Source organism: Haemophilus sp. THUN1691 (assembly GCF_059704425.1).
In genome coordinates this window covers 1,533,798-1,556,481 of the sequence record NZ_AP046578.1, presented here as the reverse complement: position 1 = coordinate 1,556,481, position 22,684 = coordinate 1,533,798, and the positions used below count along the sequence as shown (strand labels likewise).

The 22,684-nt window shown below is 38.4% G+C and carries 22 protein-coding genes; 5 read left to right on the top strand and 17 right to left on the bottom strand.

Going from position 1 to position 22,684, the window contains the following annotated elements:
• Position 1 precedes the first annotated feature (1 nt).
• From AC6H0J_RS07525 to AC6H0J_RS07495, 7 genes are all read right to left on the bottom strand, one after another.
• The gene (locus tag AC6H0J_RS07525) at positions 2-484 is read right to left on the bottom strand and encodes a TlpA family protein disulfide reductase (protein ID WP_005626213.1); all 483 of its coding nucleotides are present in this window, start codon (positions 482-484) and stop codon (positions 2-4) included.
• Positions 471-1,145: an ABC transporter ATP-binding protein gene (locus AC6H0J_RS07520; protein ID WP_005626210.1), complete on the bottom strand. Its 675-nt coding sequence runs from the start codon at positions 1,143-1,145 to the stop codon at positions 471-473. The genes AC6H0J_RS07525 and AC6H0J_RS07520 overlap by 14 nt, the downstream gene beginning before the upstream one ends.
• A gap of 40 nt (positions 1,146-1,185) precedes the next feature.
• Positions 1,186-2,340, bottom strand: a complete 1,155-nt coding sequence (locus AC6H0J_RS07515; protein ID WP_005626207.1) for an ABC transporter permease — start codon at positions 2,338-2,340, stop codon at positions 1,186-1,188.
• Complete coding sequence (locus AC6H0J_RS07510) at positions 2,327-3,667, bottom strand: ABC transporter permease (RefSeq protein ID WP_005626204.1); 1,341 nt, start codon at positions 3,665-3,667, stop codon at positions 2,327-2,329. Before AC6H0J_RS07510 ends, AC6H0J_RS07515 begins: the two co-directional genes overlap by 14 nt.
• A 2-nt stretch (positions 3,668-3,669) precedes the next feature.
• Complete coding sequence (locus AC6H0J_RS07505; protein ID WP_118816821.1) at positions 3,670-5,085, bottom strand: Fe-S-containing protein; 1,416 nt, start codon at positions 5,083-5,085, stop codon at positions 3,670-3,672.
• A gap of 95 nt (positions 5,086-5,180) precedes the next feature.
• Positions 5,181-5,702 (bottom strand): iron transporter, encoded by a 522-nt coding sequence (locus AC6H0J_RS07500; RefSeq protein WP_005626197.1) that lies wholly within the window; start codon positions 5,700-5,702, stop codon positions 5,181-5,183.
• A gap of 27 nt (positions 5,703-5,729) precedes the next feature.
• Positions 5,730-7,637 carry an FTR1 family iron permease gene (locus tag AC6H0J_RS07495; protein WP_239994366.1) on the bottom strand — a complete coding sequence of 636 codons (1,908 nt, stop codon included), beginning with the start codon at positions 7,635-7,637 and terminating at the stop codon, positions 5,730-5,732.
• A gap of 182 nt (positions 7,638-7,819) precedes the next feature.
• On the opposite strand from AC6H0J_RS07495, the gene AC6H0J_RS07490 reads away from it, so the two are divergent.
• The 4 genes from AC6H0J_RS07490 to qseC all read left to right on the top strand — a co-directional run bounded on the left by AC6H0J_RS07490 (position 7,820) and on the right by qseC (position 11,284).
• Positions 7,820-8,707, top strand: a complete 888-nt coding sequence (locus AC6H0J_RS07490) for a Dyp-type peroxidase (protein WP_005626191.1) — start codon at positions 7,820-7,822, stop codon at positions 8,705-8,707.
• A 131-nt stretch (positions 8,708-8,838) separates the two neighbouring features.
• The gene (locus AC6H0J_RS07485) at positions 8,839-9,204 is read left to right on the top strand and encodes a YgiW/YdeI family stress tolerance OB fold protein (RefSeq protein ID WP_005626188.1); all 366 of its coding nucleotides are present in this window, start codon (positions 8,839-8,841) and stop codon (positions 9,202-9,204) included.
• Between the two features lie 62 nt (positions 9,205-9,266).
• Entirely contained in the window at positions 9,267-9,932 is a 666-nt protein-coding gene (locus AC6H0J_RS07480) for a response regulator (protein WP_005626184.1), read from the top strand.
• Positions 9,929-11,284, top strand: a complete 1,356-nt coding sequence (gene qseC / locus AC6H0J_RS07475) for a quorum sensing histidine kinase QseC (RefSeq protein WP_118816823.1) — start codon at positions 9,929-9,931, stop codon at positions 11,282-11,284. The genes AC6H0J_RS07480 and qseC overlap by 4 nt, the downstream gene beginning before the upstream one ends.
• 48 nt (positions 11,285-11,332) lie before the next feature.
• Here the strand turns inward: qseC and AC6H0J_RS07470 are convergent, their stop codons facing one another.
• The 10 genes from AC6H0J_RS07470 to sohB all read right to left on the bottom strand — a co-directional run bounded on the left by AC6H0J_RS07470 (position 11,333) and on the right by sohB (position 21,747).
• Positions 11,333-12,706, bottom strand: a complete 1,374-nt coding sequence (locus tag AC6H0J_RS07470) for a sodium-dependent transporter (RefSeq protein WP_005626179.1) — start codon at positions 12,704-12,706, stop codon at positions 11,333-11,335.
• A 59-nt stretch (positions 12,707-12,765) separates the two neighbouring features.
• The gene (nth, locus tag AC6H0J_RS07465) at positions 12,766-13,401 is read right to left on the bottom strand and encodes an endonuclease III (RefSeq protein WP_005626177.1); all 636 of its coding nucleotides are present in this window, start codon (positions 13,399-13,401) and stop codon (positions 12,766-12,768) included.
• A gap of 1 nt (position 13,402) precedes the next feature.
• Positions 13,403-14,101 (bottom strand): electron transport complex subunit E, encoded by a 699-nt coding sequence (locus AC6H0J_RS07460; protein WP_005626176.1) that lies wholly within the window; start codon positions 14,099-14,101, stop codon positions 13,403-13,405.
• A gap of 1 nt (position 14,102) precedes the next feature.
• On the bottom strand, positions 14,103-14,726 hold the full coding sequence (gene rsxG, locus AC6H0J_RS07455) for an electron transport complex subunit RsxG (protein WP_118816824.1): 624 nt from the start codon (positions 14,724-14,726) through the stop codon (positions 14,103-14,105).
• Positions 14,726-15,802 carry an electron transport complex subunit RsxD gene (gene rsxD / locus AC6H0J_RS07450; protein ID WP_005626172.1) on the bottom strand — a complete coding sequence of 359 codons (1,077 nt, stop codon included), beginning with the start codon at positions 15,800-15,802 and terminating at the stop codon, positions 14,726-14,728. Before rsxD ends, rsxG begins: the two co-directional genes overlap by 1 nt.
• 4 nt (positions 15,803-15,806) lie before the next feature.
• Complete coding sequence (gene rsxC / locus AC6H0J_RS07445) at positions 15,807-18,182, bottom strand: electron transport complex subunit RsxC (RefSeq protein ID WP_118816825.1); 2,376 nt, start codon at positions 18,180-18,182, stop codon at positions 15,807-15,809.
• The gene (gene rsxB / locus AC6H0J_RS07440; protein WP_005626168.1) at positions 18,183-18,764 is read right to left on the bottom strand and encodes an electron transport complex subunit RsxB; all 582 of its coding nucleotides are present in this window, start codon (positions 18,762-18,764) and stop codon (positions 18,183-18,185) included.
• 87 nt (positions 18,765-18,851) lie between these two features.
• On the bottom strand, positions 18,852-19,430 hold the full coding sequence (rsxA, locus tag AC6H0J_RS07435) for an electron transport complex subunit RsxA (protein WP_032825413.1): 579 nt from the start codon (positions 19,428-19,430) through the stop codon (positions 18,852-18,854).
• A 222-nt stretch (positions 19,431-19,652) separates the two neighbouring features.
• Positions 19,653-20,504, bottom strand: a complete 852-nt coding sequence (locus AC6H0J_RS07430; protein WP_005626164.1) for an OmpA family protein — start codon at positions 20,502-20,504, stop codon at positions 19,653-19,655.
• Between the two features lie 181 nt (positions 20,505-20,685).
• Positions 20,686-21,747: a protease SohB gene (sohB, locus tag AC6H0J_RS07425; protein ID WP_118816827.1), complete on the bottom strand. Its 1,062-nt coding sequence runs from the start codon at positions 21,745-21,747 to the stop codon at positions 20,686-20,688.
• 207 nt (positions 21,748-21,954) lie between these two features.
• Here sohB and AC6H0J_RS07420 point away from each other — a divergent pair, with 207 nt between their 5' ends.
• Positions 21,955-22,632 (top strand): curli polymerization inhibitor CsgI-related protein, encoded by a 678-nt coding sequence (locus AC6H0J_RS07420; RefSeq protein ID WP_118816828.1) that lies wholly within the window; start codon positions 21,955-21,957, stop codon positions 22,630-22,632.
• Positions 22,633-22,684: the final 52 nt, after the last annotated feature.

The following is a 22,684-nucleotide window of genomic DNA, read 5'->3' as shown; positions in this document are numbered from 1 at the left end:
ATTATCCTTTAAATAATTTAGTTAAATCGTCTTCGGGAATTTTGCCTTCATATTTAGCTTGAATGTTTCCTTCAGGGCTAATGACAAATGAAGTTGGTGTGCCGATAAGTTGATAACGTTCAGCTGTAATTTTCATTTGATCTTTAATTACAGGCAAATTGAGTTCACGTTTAGCCACTACGGCTTTGGTGTCCATTTTATCGCTATCCACATTAATCGCAATCAGTGAAACTTTGCCAGGATTCTCTTCTGCGAGTTTTTCAAATTCTTTTAACTCTGCGATGCAACGTCCGCAAGTTTCTGACCAAAAAATAAGTAAGCGTGTGCCTTTCCAATTCTCAAGGTTTGCAGGATTGCCTTGAAGATCATAGGCGGCAATATCAGGTGCTTTTTGCCCTACTGAGGCAATTTCATCTTTACAAGAAACGGCGCCAAAAATAACCGCACTTATGGCAACTAATTTCAATAGTTTATTTGTTCGCATGGTTTTCTTCCTTTACAAATTTTCCGTGATGTAAATAAATAACACGATCGGTGAGTTCACCTAACTCTGGATTATGCGTCACCATTACAATAGTGCGCCCTTGTTGATTAAGTTTTGTGAGCAAATCTAGCACTAAAGATTCGTTTTGCTCATCTAAATTTCCCGTTGGTTCATCGGCAAAGATAACGGGCGGTTGATTCACTAACGCACGCGCAATACAAACACGTTGTTGTTCACCGCCTGAAAGTTGGCTAGGGCGGTGGTCAATGCGATGGCCTAAGCCTACTTGTCCCAATACTGCTTTGGCAGATGCTTCATCAATCACGCTGTGATAATGTTGTGCCAGCATCACGTTTTCAAGTGCGGTCAAATAAGGGATTAAATGGAATTGTTGAAATACTAAGCCGATTTTTTCAGCGCGAAAACGTTGGCGACCGACTTCATCTAATTGGGCAGCATCAACGCCATCTAAAATGACTTTCCCTTCGCTAGCGGTATCTAAGCCCGTTAAAATATTCATTAGCGTGGTTTTACCGGAGCCTGATGCCCCCATAATCGCAACAAATTCCCCTTGTTTGATTTGAATATTAATGTCTTCAAGAGCGGTAACTTGCCCGAAGCGTTTATATAAATGTTGGGTTTCTATTACAAAGTTGGTCATGGTTTTTCTCTTTTATTATTTATTTATAAGCATTTCACTTTTACTCACCCTTCAACACATTCGCAACATTAATACTCAATGCTCGACGTGTTGGAATAATAACAGCTACAAATGCCACTAATAACGAAAGTACAATCGTAATTGGCAATACAGGCAGTCGCATATCAATATAAGATTTGAATACAGTTATTCCCAATACTTGAGCTAATAAATAACCCAAGCCAAGTCCGATAATAATCGCACAAAACGCGATAATTAAAATTTCAGTGCTGATTTGGCGAATGATGTCTAATTTTCTTGCGCCTAGTGCTTTCTGTAAGGCAAATTCTTTGGATCGTTCACCAACAATTGCAATTAAGGTTGTATTCACACATAAGGTTGCAAGCACTAAAATCACAAGGGAAATTAAGCCCATTAAGCCTTTAATTTTTTCTAAAATTTGACCTTCTGAGGCGGAAACTTTACGGATCGGGCGTGCGGTTAAATCGGGATATTGTTGCATGATTTTTTCGGCAAATTGATCAACTGTATTGGTACCTTGCTCATTTTGCACATTGAGTAATGCGTTGTTTGCTACGCCTTCTTTATCCAACCAATTTTGTGCAAATTCAACATTTACAATGAGCATATTGTCAGTTGCATCACCGGCTTCTACAATTCCTTTAATATTGAAACTGTGTTTTTCCACGGCATTTTTAGAAAGTTGTAGGCTGTCTCCCACTTTAACATGTAATCGTTCAGCAAGGGTTTTCCCGATCATCGCATTGCGATCGTCAAAATTTACGTTGATTGCTGATCCCGTAATTTGCCAGTAAGGGGCGAGGATTCGCATGGCATCAAAATTTACGCCCATCAGTACAATTTTTTCTAAATCACTGCGTGCGACGCCATAAAGATAAGGACTGGCTGCCGTGATAAAACTATCGGGTGCTTTTTGCAAAATTGCGTTTAATTCTGCTTGATTCATCATTCCACCATCGGCTGAACCAATGTAGAAATTTGCTCCGAAAGTACGTAATTCTTGGCTCATTTTGGTGTTGATGTCGAAGTAAACCGCTGCCATTGCAGTGACGATACTTGCGCCTACAGTAAGAGCGGTGAAAATAATGAATACTCGTTGGAGGCGTAATCGCAACGCGCGGAAAATTAATCGCCAGAACATGCTTTGAGTTTTTGTGCTTTTATGCTCTGCCATAAAGCACCTCGACAGGGTAAAGTTTAGCGATTTTATGTGCAGGGAACCAAGTGCCAATCACAGCAATAAGAATGGAGAGCACAAGAACACAAGGCACGACGATCCAAGCGAAATCAAGAGGCGCACCGAATAATGCGGCACCGATAAATTTGGCTAATCCCCATCCAGCTAAACAGCCAAATATTCCGCCTACTAATGCACTCAACACCGCTTCACAGTAGAACAGTAAGGTGATTTGCCATTGGTAGGCACCTAGGGCTTTCATTAAGCCAATTTCTTTTGAGCGTTCGATAATTCCTGCGCTCATTAAGGAAGCAATCCCCATTGCTGCAGCGATTAATGCCGCGAAGGTAACGACCGCAAGTAAGAGTTGGATTTTGCCAATGACGACACCTTCAGACGCGGCGACTTGCCAAATTGGGCGAACCATTGCACCAGAGATTGCTTCTTCTAATTGATGGGAAATTGATGAAACATAAGCGGTGCAATACCAACGGTCATAGGCTTCCGCATCTAAGGCATCCGTATTGGCACGCGCTTTACGGGAAAGATCGTTTTCTGGCACGGTGAGGGCAGATACGCGGACAGATTGCACTTTGCCTTCTAAACCAAGCAAATTTTGTACCGCACTTAGGGGTATCACAAGCTGATTATCTTCTGTTCCACCAGTACTTAAAATACCTTTAATTTCTACCACACTTTGTTGGCTTTCGCCGCTGTCGTTTGTGTAGCTTAAGCTAAGTTTATCGCCAATTTTCCAATCATTACTTTTGGCTAGTTGTTCGCCAGCAAGTGCAGGGACGATTTCGCCAAAGTCATTGTTTAAATCATCAACCCATTCCCCTTTTACTTTCCAATAAGGGCTAATGATTCGTTGTCCTGTGTGGTAATCTTCTTCATCAGGCACGGCAATATTATGATCAAAGAAGGTACCAAGAATATTAATCGTTTTAGGCGCTGAAAGTACGGTGGAATGTTGTGAAGATTTTGTCACTTGCACATTTGCTGAAAGCAGCGGGGAAAACCCCACGATATTATTTCGCCAGAAAATATCTTTGATGTTGGGTAGTTCTTTTTCATCTAAAAAATCTTGGCTAGATAATGATGCGCTATGGCTGAGTTCATCAGGCAATGCCGCATTGCTGGCTGGCTCCACCAAAATATTGGCACCGTAAGATTTCAGCTCTTTCGCCATTTTGTCACCAATATCAATGGAAACGGCAAGCAGCGCAGAGACTAAGCCTGCCGCTAAGAATATAGTTATAATGGCGAGTAATTTACGTTTGATACCAAATCGCCAAGATTGAAATAACATTCGAGCAAGCATTGTTATTCCCCTTTTGGATTTTCGTTTTTGTTAATGCCGAGATAGTTATCGGGATTATCGCGGAATAAATCGAGATTTTTTTCGTTCTCAAAGAAATAAGTATGCCCTTCGTGGCTATATTTATATTCAGTTTTAGTGTTTTTGAGTTTGGCGCCACTAATCGGATCTTGCACTTCAATTTCCACAATCGTACTGAATAGATTTAAGCCATCTTCAAGGCTTTTACGAGAAATCACGATTTCATTTTCAGTTTGTTGCCAATTTTCAATAGGTACAGGGTTGCAACCGCCTGGTTTACCAATGGATGGAATAAAGAGATGCACGCCACAACCAACACAGACTACTTGATTGCCTTGCATGACATAGCCTTGATCGCCACAGAGTAGGCAAGCATCGAATACTGCCGCCATACTGACTTTATTCGGTTGGCGATTGATAATGAAAAAGCGTACGGCTTTGCCATCATCAGCAATCCAAACGAAACGGTGAAGTTTACCGTCTTTAAGTGGCTCTAGTGCTAAATGCACTTCATTTTTGTCATTCAGTTGTACTGGAATTGCTTCGGAAAGTTGTGGCGGTTGAGAGGCAACTTTTTCCCAATAAAGTTGGCTTGCGGCAACAAATAAAATACCCAGTATTCCCCAGTAAATAGTGCGTTTTGATGTTTGTACGAAGGCTAATTTTTTGCGTTTTTCAATAAGATCTTTTTCGGCTTTTGCTTCTCTTAAACGTATTGAATGTGTTTGAATGGTAAAAATACACAACACAACGAGCATTAATACAACACAAATGATATTGAGCCAAGCGGAGATTTCCCCTGATTTTGCCACAAAACTTAACCGCACTTTGGTTAGTTCAATGAGTTGTAATTTCATTAAGGTAAGCAGTAGTTCTGCTACAAGCGGAAGAATTAAAGCGACAAAAAGTAAAAAGCTGAGTGCAAAAAGTGCGGTGGATTTCCCTTGTGTTTTTTGTTGCTGTTTAAGTAAGAAATAGAGCCATGCACTTGAAGCTAAACTAAAAATTACGCCAAAAATAACCGCACTTATATTTAAAATAAAGTCAGTGTTAATAACATCTGTGTTGGTGAGTGCGGTGATGTTTGGATCTTTTGCCCAAGTTGCTCCTGCTATAAGCATTAATGCAAATTGCCAGAATGCGGCAAGGTTTGATGATTTGCTCCATTGGCTGATTGCAAAAAGTAAGAAGATAATTAAAAAACCGATGGTTAGAATAAGATTGCTGGTTTGTCTATTAGGAATATTGAGTCGCAGGACAACACCCAAAGCCAAGCCAATAAGACTTAGCCAAATAAGCGTTTTAGGCGAAATGTTGCCTTTTTTGATTGCCCAAGATGCACCGAGTAAAAGCGAAATTGGCAAAAGAGATTGCAGAACAAAAATGAAAAAATAAGTCATAGAAAGAGAATTTTAAATGGTAGGGTGGGCTTTAGCCCACCGTTTTTTCATGTCTGATTGTTAATTGGTGGGCTAAAGCCCACCCTACAGCACTATTATTTTAAACCAGTAAATTTAAATTCATAATTTACATCAAATGGTTTCCACCAACGACCTACGCCAGTTTCTTCATCGGTGTGGCGGTGCATACCAGCTTTTGGTGGCGGATCGATATGATAAGTTAATTTGTAGTTACCCACGCCCATCATTTTGATGTTTGCGCCATAGTGTGGGCCATCGCCAGCAACCATTGGCATGAAGGTACCTTCTTGTTTAGCACCAGTATCGGTATTGACTAAAGTATAGTTGATGGTTAAATAAGGCATCCATTCACCTTCACCAAAACCGTTTTTGTTACCTTTCACCGCGTGAATGTCTGCTTCTAAGTGAATGTCAGATTTTGCTGCAGGCAAGCCCATGCCGCGAGGTTCCATATCCACTGGTTTTAAGTAAACCGCTGCAATTTCCATGTCATTCATGGTAACCGCTTCACCGATTGGATATTCTTGGAATGCGTAAGCAGAAGTTGCTGCAAACATTCCTGCTAATAAACTTGCGCTAAGAAGTGCTTTTTTCATAGTTTCTCTCCTGAGATGAGTTTTGAGTTAATTGGAAACCGCTTTTTTGCTTTGATATTTCATAACAAACAAAGCAAAAATAGCAGCAAGAATTAAGATCGCTTGTGGCACAAGGGTTTCCACATAAGGATAAACACCTAACCACGAGATTTCTGGTACACCGTTAATTAATGTTGGTTCAAACAGTTTACCTTCAATAAGTTCAAGTACAGATTTGCCAGCAAACACAAATGCCATTAAATACATAAATGAACCAGTAAACATAAAGAATGGTTTTAATGGCAATTTAACCACGGTGTAACGCATTATAAAGTAGCAAATTGCGAGTAAAATCACCCCACAAATAAAGCCGGCAAAAAGATAGGCTAAACTGACCGCACTTTTCGCATCGCCAACTAGGGCATAATAGAACAATACGGTTTCTGCGCCCTCACGATATACAGCAAGGAAACTGGTAAGCCATAAGCCGAATAGAGAGCCTGCCGTTAATGCCGTTGAGAGTTTGCCCTCGAGGTAGCGTTTCCAGTTTTGTGCTTCGACTTTAGAAAGCAACCAGTAACTCATACTAAACAGCATAAAGACCGCGATAATCATCGTGAAACCTTCAAGCAATTCACGGTTTTGGCCTGAGTTTTCAAAAATAAGTTGGAAGATGAATGCAGTAACTATGCTTGCCCCTAACGCCACATAAACGGATTGGCGAATAACTGGCAATTTATCATGATGATTGTTTTTCACCATATAAGCCACAATAGCGGCAACAATTAATAACGCTTCTAAGCCTTCACGTAAAATAATAAGCAAGCTATATAAGAACATAGACCAATCACTTTGTTCGCCACCTTGCAATATTTGAACCGCTTTGGCTAAGTTTTGGCTTAAACCTGCAGCTTGTTCCTGTAATTTGTCGCCATTTCCCGCTTTCATTAGACTGACTAAACGGGTGAAATAACCTTCTAATTCTGCTTTAAAGTTGCTATCGCGCGAGCCTACTTTGTTTTCCATGCCAGAACTTTCAAATACGTCAAAGTAAGTGTCTTGCACTGCAAGCATGGCTTTTTTCGCATCACCTTGTTCATAAAGGGCGATAGCTTGTTGAATACGTTGGTTGATTTCGGTCGTAATTTTTGCCCAATCTTGCTCTGCAACGTTATTTGAAGTTTGCGCTTGTGATTGTGTCGCTTGAGCGTTTTGTTCATCGCGAGTGGTAGGCAAATTAGGAAGCTGTTCTTCAATATCTTGCAAGAGTTGAGTGCTTTGGTAAGCAATTTCCGTCATTTGATCAGGTTGTTCGCTCAAACGAATCAAATTATAGAATTGTTGATTGATTGCGGCTGAAATTTCAGAAGAGCGGTTGGTTCTGACCGACATTTCCATTTCAGAATTTTTGTAGCCGTCATATTGAGCTTGTTGGAATGCTTTTTTAGCATTGGCAAAATCACCGCTTTCATAAGCGGTAATGGCTTGAGCGATAAAATCATCAATGGTTTTGAAACTTTGTTGCCAATAAGGTTTGATGGCTTGATTATCATAAACGCCGTGCTGACTATCAGCATTGAGTTGATGCCCTTCAACAAGAGAAGGTAAAACTTGCTGTAATTCATTTTTTAAACCGTTGATTTTGGCTTGAACCTCATTCATTGATTTACCTTCGCCAATCATTTTGCGGATTTCACCAAAAGTGGCTTCCATTTGATAGCTTTTTTGCGCAGAAAAATTAATGCGAATGGGACCTTCTAAATTTTCAAATACCTCAAAATAGGCCATTTGAACTTCGGTTTTGGCATCATCAATTTTGTTTTCTTTAAGAAGTTGTTCGGTGTGATTCAAGCGTTGAGTGATGTCATCTACCCATTTTTGATAATTATCGGCAAAGACTGCTTGAGAAAATAAAAAGAGTAAAGATATGCTGATATAACGTAAAAGGTAGGGCATATAACTAATAACCTTATAAATGAAATCCATTCTTATTTGAAAGATATATCTAATGAGAAAAAATCTCAACAATAAATTTGAATTTTTGTTACTCAGATCAAGTTTTATTTGAATATTTAAGATTTTTTAATGGCTGTTGTTATAATGCAAGAGTTTTCCAATTGCCTTTTTAGGAGATTTTTATGACAGCACAAACTGGTATTTTGCTTGATGGTTGCAAAGCAGGCGTATTTTTAGAAGCAAATATCTCAGATTATTCTCAGATTCCAGCGGCGGCTCGCCAATTCCTTACTAGCTTAGAACAGCTTCAACAAACTTATCCCGATGCACGTTTGGGGGCGGTAGTTGCTTTCGGCGATAAAGCTTGGAAAACCCTTGGTGGGCAGGACGCACCAGAGCTTAAACCTTTTGTTACTTTAGGAAAAGGTGATTTAACTGCGCCAAGTACACAAACCGATCTTTTAGTTCATATTCAATCGTTACGCCCTGACGTTAATTTTTCTGTGGCACAAGCTGCAGTTAATGCTTTTGCTCAAGCTATTGACGTTCAGCAAGAAATTCATGGTTTCCGTTGGGTGGAGGAACGAGATCTCACGGGGTTTATTGACGGAACTGAAAATCCAAAGGATGCACAACGAGCAGAAGTGGCATTAATTTCAAATGGCAATGATAAAGATGGGAGTTATGTGTTTACTCAACGTTATGAACATAATCTCGCTAAATGGGAAAAATTAAATACAGCAAAACAAGAAAATGTGTTCGGACGCACCAAAACGGATAGCGTAGAAATGGAAGATAAGGCGGATACTTCTCATGTTGGTCGTACAGATTTAAAAGAGAATGGCAAGGGATTAAAAATCTTACGTCAAAGCTTACCTTATGGTACAGCCAGCGGTACACACGGATTATTCTTTATTGCTTACTGTGCAACGCTTTATAACATTGAACAACAGTTACTTAATATGTTTGGTGAAAAAGATGGAAAAACTGACCGCATTTTAGGTTTCACTAAGGCTGTAACGGGCGCTTATTATTACGCACCGTCTATTGAGCAGTTGAATAAACTTTAATTTATGAGAAACCTAAATTAAAAAAAATTTAGGTTTTTTATATTTCTTAATCTTTTCTTAAGATTTATTTGTTTTAATACGCACATCCAAGCAATGGTGCTTGAAATTAACTGACTTAAAAAGGAAACATTATGAAAAAATTTGCATTAGCAACAATCTTCGCATTAGCAACCACTTCTGCATTCGCAGGTTTTAATGGCGGAAATGCTCAAGGCGGTTTTCAACAAGCAACCCCTTCAGCAATTAGCGTAAAACAAGCTTTATCTGCTGCAGATAATTCAATGATCACTTTAGTGGGGAATATCACTCAGCAAATTGATGACGATGAGTTTTGGTTTACTGATGGGACTGGGCAAATCAAGATTGAAATCAAAAAACGCATTTGGAATGGTTTAAACGTAGATTCAAAGGATAAAGTTAAAATTTATGGAAAATTGGATAACGAGGTATTTGAGAAAGCAGAACTTGATGTATTGCGTATCGAAAAAGCAGAATAATTATCTTTGAAGATAGCGAGCATTAGCTCGCTGTTTTTGTTTATAAAGTGCGGTCAATTTTTATGAGAATTTTATTGATAGAGGACGATAATCTAATCGGCAATGGTTTACAGATTGGTTTAACGAAACTAGGTTTCGCGGTGGATTGGTTTGCAGATGGTAAAACAGGAATGGATGCCTTAGCGTCTGCGCCTTATGATGCGGTGGTATTGGATTTGACATTGCCTAAACTTGATGGATTAGAGGTATTACAACAATGGCGTTCCAAGCATCAAGATATACCCGTATTGATTTTGACTGCCCGAGATACATTAGATGAACGTGTTAAAGGTTTACAAAGTGGTGCAGATGATTACCTTTGCAAGCCTTTTGCTTTGGCTGAAGTTGCGGCGCGTTTGCAAGCACTGATTCGTCGTCGTTATGGCCATCATCATTCGGTGATTGAGCACGAAGGCGTTAAACTAGATCCAAATCAGCGTTCTGTTTGGCTAAATAATCAACCTATTTCTTTAACAAGCCGTGAATATAAATTGCTTGAATTATTTATGCTGAATAAAGATCGCGTATTGTCTCGCTCATCGATTGAAGAAAAATTATCAAGTTGGGATGAGGAAATTAGCAGCGGCGCATTAGACGTGCATATTTATAATTTACGCCAAAAATTGGGGAAACAATTTATTCGCACGGTGCATGGTGTTGGGTATGCTTTAGGACAAATTGAAAAATGAAAAATAGAAGCCTTACGTTGCGTCTTATTTCTGTGCTTTGTTTAACCGCACTTTTTGTTTGGCTTGGTTCTACGCTTGTCGCTTGGTGGCAAGTGCGCCACGATGTGAATAAAGTTTTTGATGCACAACAAGTTCTCTTTGCTGAACGGCTCGCAAATTCAGATTTAAGTACTATTTTGGTGGAATCTAGCACAACGCTAAATAAAAATTCACTGTCGGCATTAAAAAAAAGTTATGACGATGATGCCTTAGCCTTTGCTATTTTTTCTAAAACTGGGAAACTTTTATTCAGTGATGGACGAAATGGAAAAGATTTTATTTTTAATAATAAAATGGGTTTTCATAATTCTCATACTTATGATGATGACGATAACTGGCGAATTTTCTGGCGTACGGCAGCGAATGGGAAATTGATTATCGCAGTAGGGCAAGAGTTAGATTATCGTGAAGATTTAATTGAAGAAATGATCTTTGGGCAAATGTGGATTTGGTTTGCTAGCTTGCCTATTTTGATTATTGTTTTAGGATGGTTGATTCATAAAGAACTTCGACCGATTAAACGTTTGAGCCAAGAAGTACAAACGAGAAAATCTGGTGATGTGTCATTACTGAATACTGAGGGGCTACCCGTTGAAATTTTACCCTTAGTAAAAAATTTAAATCAATTTTTTGACCGCACTTCGGCTATGTTACAACGCGAACGTCGTTTTACCTCTGATGCAGCCCATGAATTGCGTAGTCCATTGGCGGCATTGCGTATTCAAACTGAAGTTGCTCAACTGGCTGGTGATGATAGTGAATTACGAGAACAAGCACTTTTGCATTTAACACAAGGCATTGATCGTGCATCGCAGTTAATTGAGCAACTTTTAACGCTTTCAAAACTGGATAATTTACAAGAATTGGAAGAATTACAGCCTATTGATTGGGAAGGAATCATTCAATCGCTGATCGCTGAGCGTTATTTTGTGGCAGAAAAACGTAAAATTACGTTGGCTTTTGAGAAAGAATCTGAACTAACGCCAAAACAAGGGCAACCAATTTTAGTTTCATTGATGCTTAGAAATTTACTCGATAATGCCATTAAATATTGCCCAGAAGATACAACCGTTTCAGTAAAAATCACATCTTCTCAGATTATTGTTGAAGATAATGGCGGTGGTGTTGAACCCGAAGATTTGAAAAAACTTGGTCAGCGTTTTTATCGCCCAGCTGGACAAAATGAAAAGGGCAGTGGCTTGGGACTTTCTATTGTTATGCGAATTGCGGAATTACATGGATTTAAAGTGCGGTTAGAAAATGTTATAAAAGAAGGGACGCGAATTGGCTTAAAGGCACAAATATTTTTATAGATATTTCCTTTAAAAAAGAAAACCGAGTAAAGACTCGGTTTTTCTTTTTTAGAATAGGTTACTGATAAAGATGACTAAAATAATCACTGGCACAACGAATTTCACATAGTTAAACCAGATTTTAGTGAATGTTGAGTGAGGTGTTGGAGAAAGTTCTTTTTTCGCCTCATCTTTTAACACGAAACCAACGAAAATAGCACAACCAAGTGCGGTCAGCATAAAGAGAATATTTCCACTAACATAATCATAGAAATCAAAAATGCTTTTGTCGAAAATGGTGAAATCTTTCCATACATTATCACCTAAAATTGCAGGAATATTGCCTAAGACAAAAATTCCAGTAAGGGTTAAGACAATCGCTTTGCCACGGCGCATTCTGAGCTTTTCTTGTAATGCGGTAATGATCACTTCATAAATTGTGATTGAAGTAGTTAGCGCAGCAATTAATAATAAGCCGAAGAAAATAATTGCAAAGAATTTACCCGCCCATAAGTGAGAGAATACGATAGGTAAACTTTGGAATACTAAAGTTGGGCCTGCATTTGGTTCAATTCCAAAGGTGAAAAGTGATGGAAAGATCATAAAGCCCGCAAGTACGGCAATAATTGTGTTGGTAAAACCAGTAATAACTGCAGTTTGTATTAAGTCTTCTTCTTTATTTAAGTAACTGGAAAGGGTAATTAATACGCCAAAACCAAGGCTTAATGCGAAGAATACCTGACCTAAAACGAAGATAAATAATTGTGGCGTAATTTTGCTGAAATCAGGTTTTAAATAGAATGTAATTCCTTCCATTGCGCCAGGTAATGTTACGTTGCGAATAACCATTCCAATGAGGAAGATGAATAGCAATGGCATTAAATATTTTACAGAGCGCTCAATTCCACCAATGATCCCTTTAGCTAAAATAATGTAATTCACTATAACAAATAAGAAGGTGTATAGCATAATTTCATAAGGACTATTGCCAATATGCAGCTCATAGAAATCTTTGGCAATGTCTTTTGTAATTGGTGTTGAAATATCCAATGTACCGCTAATTAGGTTGATGATATAAGAAATAACCCAGCCACCAAGCACCATATAATACGCCATGATACCGAATGAACCGAGTAAGCCCATATAACCAAGGATTTTCCAATATTTGGAAATGCCTTTTCCTTTATCTAGAATTTTATCGCCAAAGGCATCAATGGAGTTTACACGTAAGCGACGGCCAATAACGTTTTCAACGAGAATCATCGGAATACCGATTACGATCATTGCTATACAGAAAAGTAGCACGTAGGCTCCGCCACCATTTTCGCCCACAAGGTAAGGGAAACGCCAAGTAGCGCCGAAACCGACAGTTGCGCCTGCGACAGTCATGACATAAGTGAGTCGGCTCGACCAAGTTTGTCGTTGTTTGTTGTTTGTTGTCATTTGTTTTCCTATTTTTAATAAAAAGTGCGGTAAATAATTAAGGTGTTTTATCGCAAAAATTAAAACTCAATTTTTTCTTTATATTCACACAGATCTTCAATAATGCACGAGCCACAACGAGGTTTACGTGCGATACAAGTGTATCGACCGTGTAAAATTAACCAATGGTGAACATCCACTTTAAATTCATCAGGTACGACTTTAAGCAGTTTTTCTTCTACTTTTACAACATCTTTACCTGGTGCAAAATTAGTTCGATTGCATACACGGAAAATATGGGTATCCACTGCAATGGTTGGATGACCAAATGCCGTATTTAGTACAACATTGGCTGTTTTTCTACCCACACCCGCTAATGCCTCTAAGGCTTCGCGATTTTCGGGTACTTCACCGTTGTGCTTTTCAATTAAATCACGGCAGGTTTTGATAATATTTTCTGCTTTGCTATTAAAAAGCCCGATAGTTTTAATATAGCTTTTTAAACCATCTAATCCTAAATCTAAAATCGCTTGTGGCGTGTTTGCAACAGGAAATAGTTTTTCTGTTGCTTTATTCACGCCTTTATCGGTTGCTTGTGCCGATAGAATTACCGCAATTAATAATTCGAAGGGCGAATTATACTGTAATTCTGTGGTCGGGTGGGGATTTTGATCTCTTAATCGGGTTAATATTTCGATTCTTTTTAATTTATTCATCTTATTTATCAATTCGATTTTTTATTGCAAGGAGCAAGCCTAATCCTATAAATGCGCCTGGAGGCAAAATGAAAAGTAAAAAGCTACTTTCTGTATGGTAAATATGGAGTGTTAAAAATTTTGCTTGTTCGCCAAATAGATTTTCGATGCCGTCAAAAATCGTACCTTGTCCAATGATTTCACGCAATGCGCCAAGTACTGTCAAGCTAAGCGCCATTCCTAATCCCATTGAGAAACCATCCCAAACTGAATGGAGTAAACTGTTTTTTGAGGCGAATGCTTCTGCTCGACCAATCACAATACAGTTGGTAACGATAAGTGGAATAAAAATCCCAAGTGATTGATAAAGCGTATAGGTATAAGCATTCATTAAAAGTTGAACGACAGTTACTGTGGTCGCAATGATCATCACGTAGATTGGAATGCGGATTTCATTCGGAATATATTTACGGAAAAGCGAAATGACCGTATTTGTGCAAGTGAGCACAAGCATTGTTGCTAATCCCAAGCCAAGTGCGTTGGTGGCTGTGCTAGACACCGCTAAAAGCGGACAAAGCCCGAGAAGTTGAACAACCGCTGGATTATTTTTCCAAATTCCTTGAGCAAAGATTTCTTTCCACATGGATTTTTGTTGATTTTCAACCGCACTTTCTATCTGTTCTTCTTCAAGTGCGGTATTTTTTTCAGTTAAATCTGTCATATTATTTCACTTGTGTTGAAAGCTGTTGTAACAAGGCTTGGTTATTTAGCATGATTAATGCTGAGCGTTTAGTTTGATTCACCACTGCGCGAGGTGTAATGGTTGCACCAGAAAATTGATCAAATTTTCCGCTATCTTTTTTTACTGCCCATTCGCTTAAATTATGCTCATTAATCGATTGATGAGTGAAATTTAGAATCCAGTTGGAAATACGGAGTTCAATTTTATCGCCTAAGCCAGGAGTCTCATGGTGTTCGATTACTCGTACGCCTAAAATTTCACCTTTCGGATCTAATCCCACAAGCAAACGAATATCGCCAGAATAGCCATCAGGCGCGGTGGTTTCATAGGCATAAGCAGAAATATTTCCATCTTTTTTTGCAAAATAAATTTTCTGAATGCCCACCAAATTTTTATCTTGAGGGATAACCGCACTTTCTAGCAAATTATTATTGAAATAATCTTGTGGAATGACCTGTAAAAGTAATTCTCGTTGTTGTGCCGCCATCACTGCATCAATTTTATCTTTTGTTAGGAAAAAAATACCCGCAGAAATTGCTGTGCAGAGTAGGGCGACAAAGCCTAACAATATCCCGTAACGCGATGTGATTTTTACTGTGCCCATTATTTTTTTCCTTTTGTTGGATAACCAGATACTCGAGGACGTGTGTAATGATCGATAAGTGGAACGCAAATATTACTTAATAAAATTGCGAATGCTACACCATCTGGAAAGTTTCCGTGATAGCGAATGAGATAGACAAATAACCCCACTAATGCGCCAAAAATAATTTTTCCTCGTGGTGTAATGGAGGCCGTGACAGGATCTGTCGCAATAAAAAATGCGCCAAACATCATGGCACCACTCACGAGTTGGCTAATCGCACTTAAATGCGTGAAGCCAGTAAAAGCGGTCGCGGTGGCTAAACAGAAAAAGGTGACAAGCATCGCCACTGGAATTTGCCAGTGAATGACACGTTTTAAAATAAGGAAAATTCCGCCCGTTAAGAAAGCCATGTTGACTTGCCACCATCCTTGAGCAAAGTCTGTTCCATTACCCATAAAGATAGGCAGTTTAATTAATTCATAAAAATCATTTAATTGAGTGTGACTTTTATAGAAAATTTTTGCGCTATCCAAAGGCGTTGCTTGGGTGATGCCATCAATGTTATGTGTAAGTTGTGAAAGGGTAAATCCATTAGTGGTTAAACCTGAAAATATTAATGAAAATGCATCTAAAAAAGTCGGTGGTTCCTGTAATAAATTAATTGGTGGCATCCAAGTTGTCATTTGTAACGGGAATGAAATCAAGAGAATTACATAGCCAATCATCGCAGGATTGAATGGATTTTGTCCTAAACCACCATAAATCTGTTTACCTAATAAAACTGCACAGAGTGTTCCAATGATGATGACCCAATAAGGCGCATAAGGTGGAATAGCCATTGCCAAAATTAAAGCAGTCAGGGATACGCTGAAATCTGAAAGATAATTTAACGGCTTTTTGCCGCGTAATTTTATTGCAATAAATTCCGCAATGATTGCTGTACCAATGGCTAATGCGGATTGAAACACCACGCCAAATCCAAAATAATAAATTTGCGTGAAAAAAGCTGGCATCATTGCCAACATTACCCAAAGCATAATACGCGCTGTGAGTTTCCCCGAATGAGTATGAGGAGAGCTAACCATTTTAAACATTATTTTATTCCTGATAATTTTCTAATGTTGCTTGTGTTTTTGCCAGTTTTTTCGCTTTTGCACGAGCAATAGCCGCAGCTATCGCCGCTTTTTTCGGGTCAAGTGCGGTTGAATTTTCTTCTGTTTTTTCTACCGCACTTTCTACGGTTTGAGTATTTGAGACTGATTCAGTGGTTTCATTTACTTGCGCAAGTTTTTTTGCTTTTGCACGAGCAATCGCAGCGGCTACGGCTGCTTTTTTCGGATCGAGTGCGCTTGAATTTTCTTCTGTCTTTTCTACCACACTTTCTATGGCTTGAGTGCTTGGAACTGATTCTGTTGTTCCATTTACTTGCGCAAGTTTTTTTGCTTTTGCACGAGCAATAGCAGCGGCTACGGCTGCTTTTTTCGGATCAAGTGCGGTTGAATTTTCTTCTGTTTTTTCTACCACACTTTCTATCGCTTGAGTGCTTGGAACTGATTCTGTAGTTCCATTCACTTGAGCAAGTTTTTTTGCTTTTGCACGAGCAATAGCAGCGGCTACGGCTGATTTTTTCGGATCGAGTGCGGTTGAATTTTCTTCTGTTTTTTCTACCGCACTTTCTACGGTTTGAGTATTTGAGACTGATTCAGCGGTTTCATTTGCTTGCGCAAGTTTTTTCGCTTTTGCTCGAGCAAGTGCGGCTGCAACTGCTGCTTTTTTTGCATCGGTTGGTTGAGTTTGTTGTTCTTGGTTTTCGACTTGAGATTCCGCTTGCTGACGAGCCAGACGACGAGCTTTACGTTGTGCCATTAAATCAGCGTTATCAGGTAAAACTTCCCCTTTTTCTGAGGTAATCGTTTTAACTTGTATTGATTCTGTTTCATTGGCTTTTTTCGCTTTCAAGCGTTCTAACGCTGCTTTAACAGGATCTTCACCTTTGGTTTGCGCTAATTCTTCTCGACGTGCTTCTGCTGCACGTTGTGAACGTGCTTTACGCTCTTGTTCTTCACGTTCCATTCGCGCTTGTTTCGCTTCAAAACGAATTTTGGCTTCATCTGATTTTTTCTGTTTTTCTTTTATTTGCCAAATTTTTGCTTTTTCTTGGCGGAAATACTGAATCAGCGGAATATGGCTTGGGCATACATAGGCGCAAATCCCGCACTCGATGCAATCTTTGAGGGCGTATTCTTCTGATTTTTTGTGATCTTCACTACGAGCAAACCAGTAGAGTTGCTGTGGCATCAAGTTGACTGGGCAGGCATCAGAACAGCTAGAACAGCGAATACAAGCTTGTTCAGGCTCTGGTTCTGCATATTCAAAATAGTCTGGTGCAAGCAAGCAGTTGACAATTTTGGTCACCGGTGCATTTAGGTTGGAAAGTTCCAATCCCATCATGGGGCCACCGGCAAACACTGGATAACGTTCATCAAATTGATAACCAGCGTGCGTCAATACTTGATAAATTGGTGTACCAAGTCGAACCCAATAATTACCTTTTTTAGGAATTTTATCACCAGTAAGGGTGACGACACGTTCAATTAAAGGTTCGTCATTTATAACCGCTCTTTTAATTGCAAAGGCTGTACCAACATTATGCATCAGTACGCCAATACTAGAAGAACGCACGCCACTTGGTACTTCCATTCCTGTAAGTAAATAAATAAGCTGTTTTGCGGCACCCGAAGGATATTTTGTTGGAATCACGCGAATGCTAATGTCATTTGCTCCTTGTAGCGCTTTACGAATTACCTCTATTGCTTCAGGTTTGTTGTCTTCAATGGCGATGACTACGTTTTCAGGTCGTAGGATATAACGCAAAATACGAATGCCTTCTATGATTTCATCGGCGCGTTCACGCATAAGACGATCATCACAAGTAATATAAGGCTCACATTCTGCACCATTGATAATTAAGAGTTTAACTTTTTTCTCTGCTGATTGAATTTTAGCGGCAGTCGGAAATACTGCACCACCCAAGCCAGCTACACCAGCTTGATAGATTTTGTTAATGAGTTGTTCTGGCGAGAGTGTTAAAAAATCATCAATAGGATTACGCTCTAGCCATTGATCTAAGCCATCTGCTTGCAAATGAATTGCAGCTTCATCAAGACCAGACGGATGTGCAGCGACATAAGGTTTAATCGATTTAATTGTACCTGAAGTTGGCGCATGAACGGGTAGCATACGTAAGCCATCACCTTGTGTTAAAGGTTGACCTTTTAATACGTAATCGCCTTCCTTTACTAAAAGGTTACCCATTGTTCCTGCGTGCTGTTTAAGAGGAATATAAAAATCCGTAACTAAAGGGTGATGACGTAATGGTTGTGAATTAGATTGTGATTTCATTTCAGGCGGATGAATGCCACCTTTGAAATCCCATAATTTACCAGAATTGAAACGAGATAATACGTCCGCCATTTATTTCCCCACAACCAATTTTTTCTCAGTGCCATTTACATTCATTACTGGAATGACTAATTTTGCATCAAACTTCCAATCCCAATTATCGATATTTTTTTTCACGGGAATCATTGATATACAATCTGTTGGGCAGGGTGCTACGCAAAGTTCACAACCTGTACAGAGATCTGGAATGATCGTATGCATGAATTTATTTGTACCAATAATGGCATCAACAGGACAGGCTTGAATACATTTTGTGCAGCCAATGCACATGTTTTCATCAATAAAAGCGACTTTCTCGATAGGTTCTTCTACACCGTCCATTGCTGGCACATCAACACCTAAAATTTCTGCAATTTTTACAATGGTAGGTTGACCGCCAGGAATACATTTTGTGATTTCATCTCCATTGCAAATAGCCTCAGCGTATGGTTTGCATCCCGGATAACCACATTGTCCGCATTGGCTTTGTGGTAAAATAGAGTCGATTTTTTCCACAATGGGATCGGCCTCAACTTTGAGTTTAAGTGAAGCAAAGCCTAAAATCGCACCGAAAATTAAAGCGAGTAAAGTGATTATGATGAATAAAAGGGTCATTATTTCTTTCTTTTTCCTGAAAAATACTGAGAGAACCCAATAAATAAAATCAAAATGGTAATAGCCATTAAAAGATAGATCATTTTATTACTTCACTAGTCCTGTGAATCCCATAAAAGCAAGAGACATCAAACCAGCGGTGATAAGGGCGATAGATGAACCTTTGAAAGTTAAAGGTACATCGGCTGCTACAAGACGTTCACGAAGCGCAGCAAAAAGCACTAATACAAGTGCAAAGCCAAGAGATGCACCAAAACCATAAATGACAGATTCTGTTAAATTATGAGCAAGATTTACATTTAATAATGCGACACCGAGAACTGCGCAGTTTGTGGTTATCAAAGGCAAGAAAATTCCAAGTAAACGATATAGTGTTGGGCTAGTTTTATTTATCACCATTTCGGTAAATTGTACAACTACGGCAATAACCAAAATAAATACTAATGTGCGTAAAAAAGTAGCATTTAAGGGAACAAGAATATAATGATCAACTAAATACGAGCAAAGGGAGGCGACAGTTAATACAAACATTGTTGCTAATCCCATTCCCACTGCGGTTTCAATTTTTTTGGATACGCCCATAAAAGGACAAAGTCCTAAGAATTTCACCAATACAAAGTTGTTAATCAGTGCAGTACCGATAATTAATAAAATATATTGTGTCATTGCTTTCTGCCTTGTGTATAGGTCGGCTATTATCCTCATTTATAGGCGCGATAACAATAGAAAATTTGGGGTAGGGTAAAGAGAAAATTGAGATTTTCTCGTTTTGTGAGAGATGAATAAAAAGCGCATCTAATCATTTAAACCATTAGATGCGCAAGTCTTGAAATTAATAATACTCTACTTGATTTATGTTAGTGGAGTATTTTTGAAGCTCAATATCAATTATTTTTGATATAGTTTTGCTGGACCTTGAGTACCACCGTTAGATTGACCACCTTCTTGTAATTTTAATACAGAACCAGAAGCAGTTATCTCAACACGACGGTTAGGGCGTAAGCAATCTTTTAGTGCTTGTCCATTAACACCATCACAAGCTTTTATTTGAGGGTTTTTACCATAGCCTACAGCGGTGATTTCAGCTGTAATTCCATCTTCAATCAAACGAGCTTTAACTCTGTCTGCACGATGTTGGGAAAGCTCTAAGTTGTAAGTTTCAGAACCTAAACGATCTGTATAACCTGCAACTTTAACTTTTTTAGCACCAGCAGATTTTAATTGAGATGCAACATTATCAACTACCTTTTTACCCTGAGCTGTTAAAGTATCCTTGTTAAAATCAAATAAAAAGTCACCACTCAAATTAAATGCTGAATTTCCATTACAACTGTTTGGATACCAGAAGAAACTTTGCGCATTATGATTTTTGTCAAATAATACTTTATATTGACAAATCTTATGAATGCCATTTTCACGATAATTGAATACATAATCCCATTCAGACACGCCATACAATCCTTCAGTAAAATGTGGATTACCAATTAATTGGCGAATTTGATCTTTATTCATTCCAGCTTCAATTATGCGAACATTGTCCCAATTTGGCCAGGTACCAAATTGGCTACCATCGTGGTTAAATGTCGCAGAATCAATTTTAGGCCACACTAATTGAGGTACTTGTTCACCATTTACGTCTTTATATTCTGGTTTACCAGCGTCAGTCACCTTACTCAAGTTACCACAAGCTGCAGCAGTTGCGATGGCAACAGTTGATAATAAAATGCGGGATAATTTCATTTTTTTTACCTTTTATTTGTCAATAGCTCTTCGGAAAGAGAATGATGAAACTTCATGAATTAAATATTATAAAACTGTAAAAGCTTCCGCTGTACATAGTAAAGGCAAAAAATTGTCTTGTAAATAATAAAATCAGTGAATTATCCCTCTTTTTTGTAAAGGAGTGTAAAGATATCTATTTTTAATGTATAAAATCATTTGCTCGCTTTGTAGTATAACGATGGATAATATTTACTGCACTTTCTTCAGCTTGACGACCTAATTTTTTTATCAAGGATTTTTTCAATCGATACTTCACACTTACTACATGTTTTTCTTTCATTTTTTCCAAAATTAAATCATCACTGGTTGAAATTTCATCGACTAATTTCAAGTTGATTGCTTGTTGGCCAAACCAATGTTCCCCAGTAGCAATTTTATCAATATCTACACAAGGGCGATTTTGTGAGACGAATTGTTTAAATAATTGATGGGTTTCTTCCAACTCTTGTTGAAATTTTTGTTTGCCTTTTTCGGTATTCTCACCTAATACGGTTACTGTGCGTTTAAACTCACCAGCAGTCATAACATCTACATCAACATCATATTTTTTCAATAAACGATGAACGTTTGGAATTTGTGCTACGACGCCGATAGAACCAATAACAGCAAAAGGCGCAGATACAATTTTATCTGCTACACAAGCCATCATATAACCGCCACTTGCTGCAACCTTATCTACAGCGATGGTTAATTTTATGCCTTTTTGTTTCAAACGAGACAACTGAGAGGCTGCAAACCCATAATCATGAACAATACCGCCCGGGCTTTCTAAACGTAATAATACTTCGTCTTCAGGTGTTGCTACATTTAAGATTGCTGAAATTTCTTCTCGAAGTGTGGTCGTTTCTGATGCTGAAATATCACCATGAAAATCCAAGACATACACATAGCTTTTCTTTTTGTCATCTAAGGTTTCACCTTTTTTTAATTTTTCTTTACGTTTTTTAGCCTTTTGTTTTTCAGCTTTTTTCTCTGCTTTAGCTTGCTGTTTTAGCTCTTCTTCTGAAAGATTAAAATCACGTAAAACACGAACTTGATGATCAAATTCTTCAGATAAGTCTTTAATTTCTAATTCTCCTATTTTAGATTTGTTATGTTGACGATAAGAAATCACCAAACCAACAATAGCAAGAATGAGTAATAAAATTGTTAGAATTTCCAGAATGAAAATTCCATAGCCAGTTAAAATATCGTTTAACATTGTTACTCCTATTGATATTTTATAGATTACATTGTGCTTGGTACTAGTCGTGACTAGTCTAGACATCAACATGATAAAATATTGTGATTATTTGTGCTATTACAACAAAGATTTTTTAAACTAATTCTCACTTTTTTTATTTTCATTTTTGCTGATTTAGCATAGCATAAGGAACGATTTCATTTTCATTTATAAAAAGGAGTAATTATGAAATTACGTGCTGTTGTATTAGGTCTTGCAACATTATGTGCTAGCACAGCGACTTTTGCTGGCATGGTTTCTACTTCATCTAACCTTGAGCTTTTAGCCATTGATGGTCAAAAGGCATCTAAATCTCTTGCAAAGGATGCTAAAACCTTTGCTGTGAATGACACCCAAAACCATCAGGTTGTTGTTCGTTTAAGTGAAATTATTGGTTCTGGATCTAGCCAAACCCTTTTTGAATCTAACCCAGTAATCGTGACATTTCAAGGCAATGCAGAGGATCTTGTTATTTCGGCACCAGCTATTCGTGGTCGTTCAGAAGGTGATAAATTCAATGAAATGCCAAGCATTAGCGTAAAAACAAAATCTGGTAATACGCTTTCAGCAAAAGTGGATGTGTTAAAACAAGAAGGTTTATTTCCAAGTGCTAATGTGGTGAATGATCTTGCTGAATATAATGCGTCTGGCGCAACCGCATCTGTTGCTGCATTTGCTGCATTTGCTGCAACTACAGCAGCTAGCCCAATGGTCGCTACTCCAGCAAGTAATGCAAAAGCGAATAAAGGTAAAGTGGTTGTTCAAGGTGAAAACGTTGCAGAGCAACAGCTCCAATATTGGTTCCAACAAGCTGATAAAGAAACTCAAACACGTTTCTTAAATTGGGCAAAATCCCATAAATAATTACCGCACTTCATACAATAAAAAGTGAGCCTTGTTGCTCACTTTTCTATTT

Excerpts from the sequence above, each read along its gene's own strand:
- rsxA (WP_032825413.1), bottom strand. The coding sequence starts at position 19,430 with ATGACACAATATATTTTATTAATTATCGGTACTGCACTGATTAACAAC.
- AC6H0J_RS07510 (WP_005626204.1), bottom strand. The coding sequence starts at position 3,667 with ATGCTTGCTCGAATGTTATTTCAATCTTGGCGATTTGGTATCAAACGT.
- qseC (WP_118816823.1), top strand. The coding sequence starts at position 9,929 with ATGAAAAATAGAAGCCTTACGTTGCGTCTTATTTCTGTGCTTTGTTTA.
- nth (WP_005626177.1), bottom strand. The coding sequence starts at position 13,401 with ATGAATAAATTAAAAAGAATCGAAATATTAACCCGATTAAGAGATCAA.
- AC6H0J_RS07460 (WP_005626176.1), bottom strand. The coding sequence starts at position 14,101 with ATGACAGATTTAACTGAAAAAAATACCGCACTTGAAGAAGAACAGATA.
- AC6H0J_RS07495 (WP_239994366.1), bottom strand. The coding sequence starts at position 7,637 with ATGCCCTACCTTTTACGTTATATCAGCATATCTTTACTCTTTTTATTT.
- rsxB (WP_005626168.1), bottom strand. The coding sequence starts at position 18,764 with ATGACCCTTTTATTCATCATAATCACTTTACTCGCTTTAATTTTCGGT.
- AC6H0J_RS07480 (WP_005626184.1), top strand. The coding sequence starts at position 9,267 with ATGAGAATTTTATTGATAGAGGACGATAATCTAATCGGCAATGGTTTA.
- sohB (WP_118816827.1), bottom strand. The coding sequence starts at position 21,747 with ATGTTAAACGATATTTTAACTGGCTATGGAATTTTCATTCTGGAAATT.
- AC6H0J_RS07485 (WP_005626188.1), top strand. The coding sequence starts at position 8,839 with ATGAAAAAATTTGCATTAGCAACAATCTTCGCATTAGCAACCACTTCT.
- rsxD (WP_005626172.1), bottom strand. The coding sequence starts at position 15,802 with ATGTTTAAAATGGTTAGCTCTCCTCATACTCATTCGGGGAAACTCACA.
- AC6H0J_RS07500 (WP_005626197.1), bottom strand. The coding sequence starts at position 5,702 with ATGAAAAAAGCACTTCTTAGCGCAAGTTTATTAGCAGGAATGTTTGCA.
- rsxC (WP_118816825.1), bottom strand. The coding sequence starts at position 18,182 with ATGGCGGACGTATTATCTCGTTTCAATTCTGGTAAATTATGGGATTTC.
- AC6H0J_RS07490 (WP_005626191.1), top strand. The coding sequence starts at position 7,820 with ATGACAGCACAAACTGGTATTTTGCTTGATGGTTGCAAAGCAGGCGTA.
- AC6H0J_RS07525 (WP_005626213.1), bottom strand. The coding sequence starts at position 484 with ATGCGAACAAATAAACTATTGAAATTAGTTGCCATAAGTGCGGTTATT.
- AC6H0J_RS07515 (WP_005626207.1), bottom strand. The coding sequence starts at position 2,340 with ATGGCAGAGCATAAAAGCACAAAAACTCAAAGCATGTTCTGGCGATTA.
- AC6H0J_RS07470 (WP_005626179.1), bottom strand. The coding sequence starts at position 12,706 with ATGACAACAAACAACAAACAACGACAAACTTGGTCGAGCCGACTCACT.
- AC6H0J_RS07505 (WP_118816821.1), bottom strand. The coding sequence starts at position 5,085 with ATGACTTATTTTTTCATTTTTGTTCTGCAATCTCTTTTGCCAATTTCG.
- AC6H0J_RS07430 (WP_005626164.1), bottom strand. The coding sequence starts at position 20,504 with ATGAAATTATCCCGCATTTTATTATCAACTGTTGCCATCGCAACTGCT.
- rsxG (WP_118816824.1), bottom strand. The coding sequence starts at position 14,726 with ATGGGCACAGTAAAAATCACATCGCGTTACGGGATATTGTTAGGCTTT.
- AC6H0J_RS07520 (WP_005626210.1), bottom strand. The coding sequence starts at position 1,145 with ATGACCAACTTTGTAATAGAAACCCAACATTTATATAAACGCTTCGGG.
- AC6H0J_RS07420 (WP_118816828.1), top strand. The coding sequence starts at position 21,955 with ATGAAATTACGTGCTGTTGTATTAGGTCTTGCAACATTATGTGCTAGC.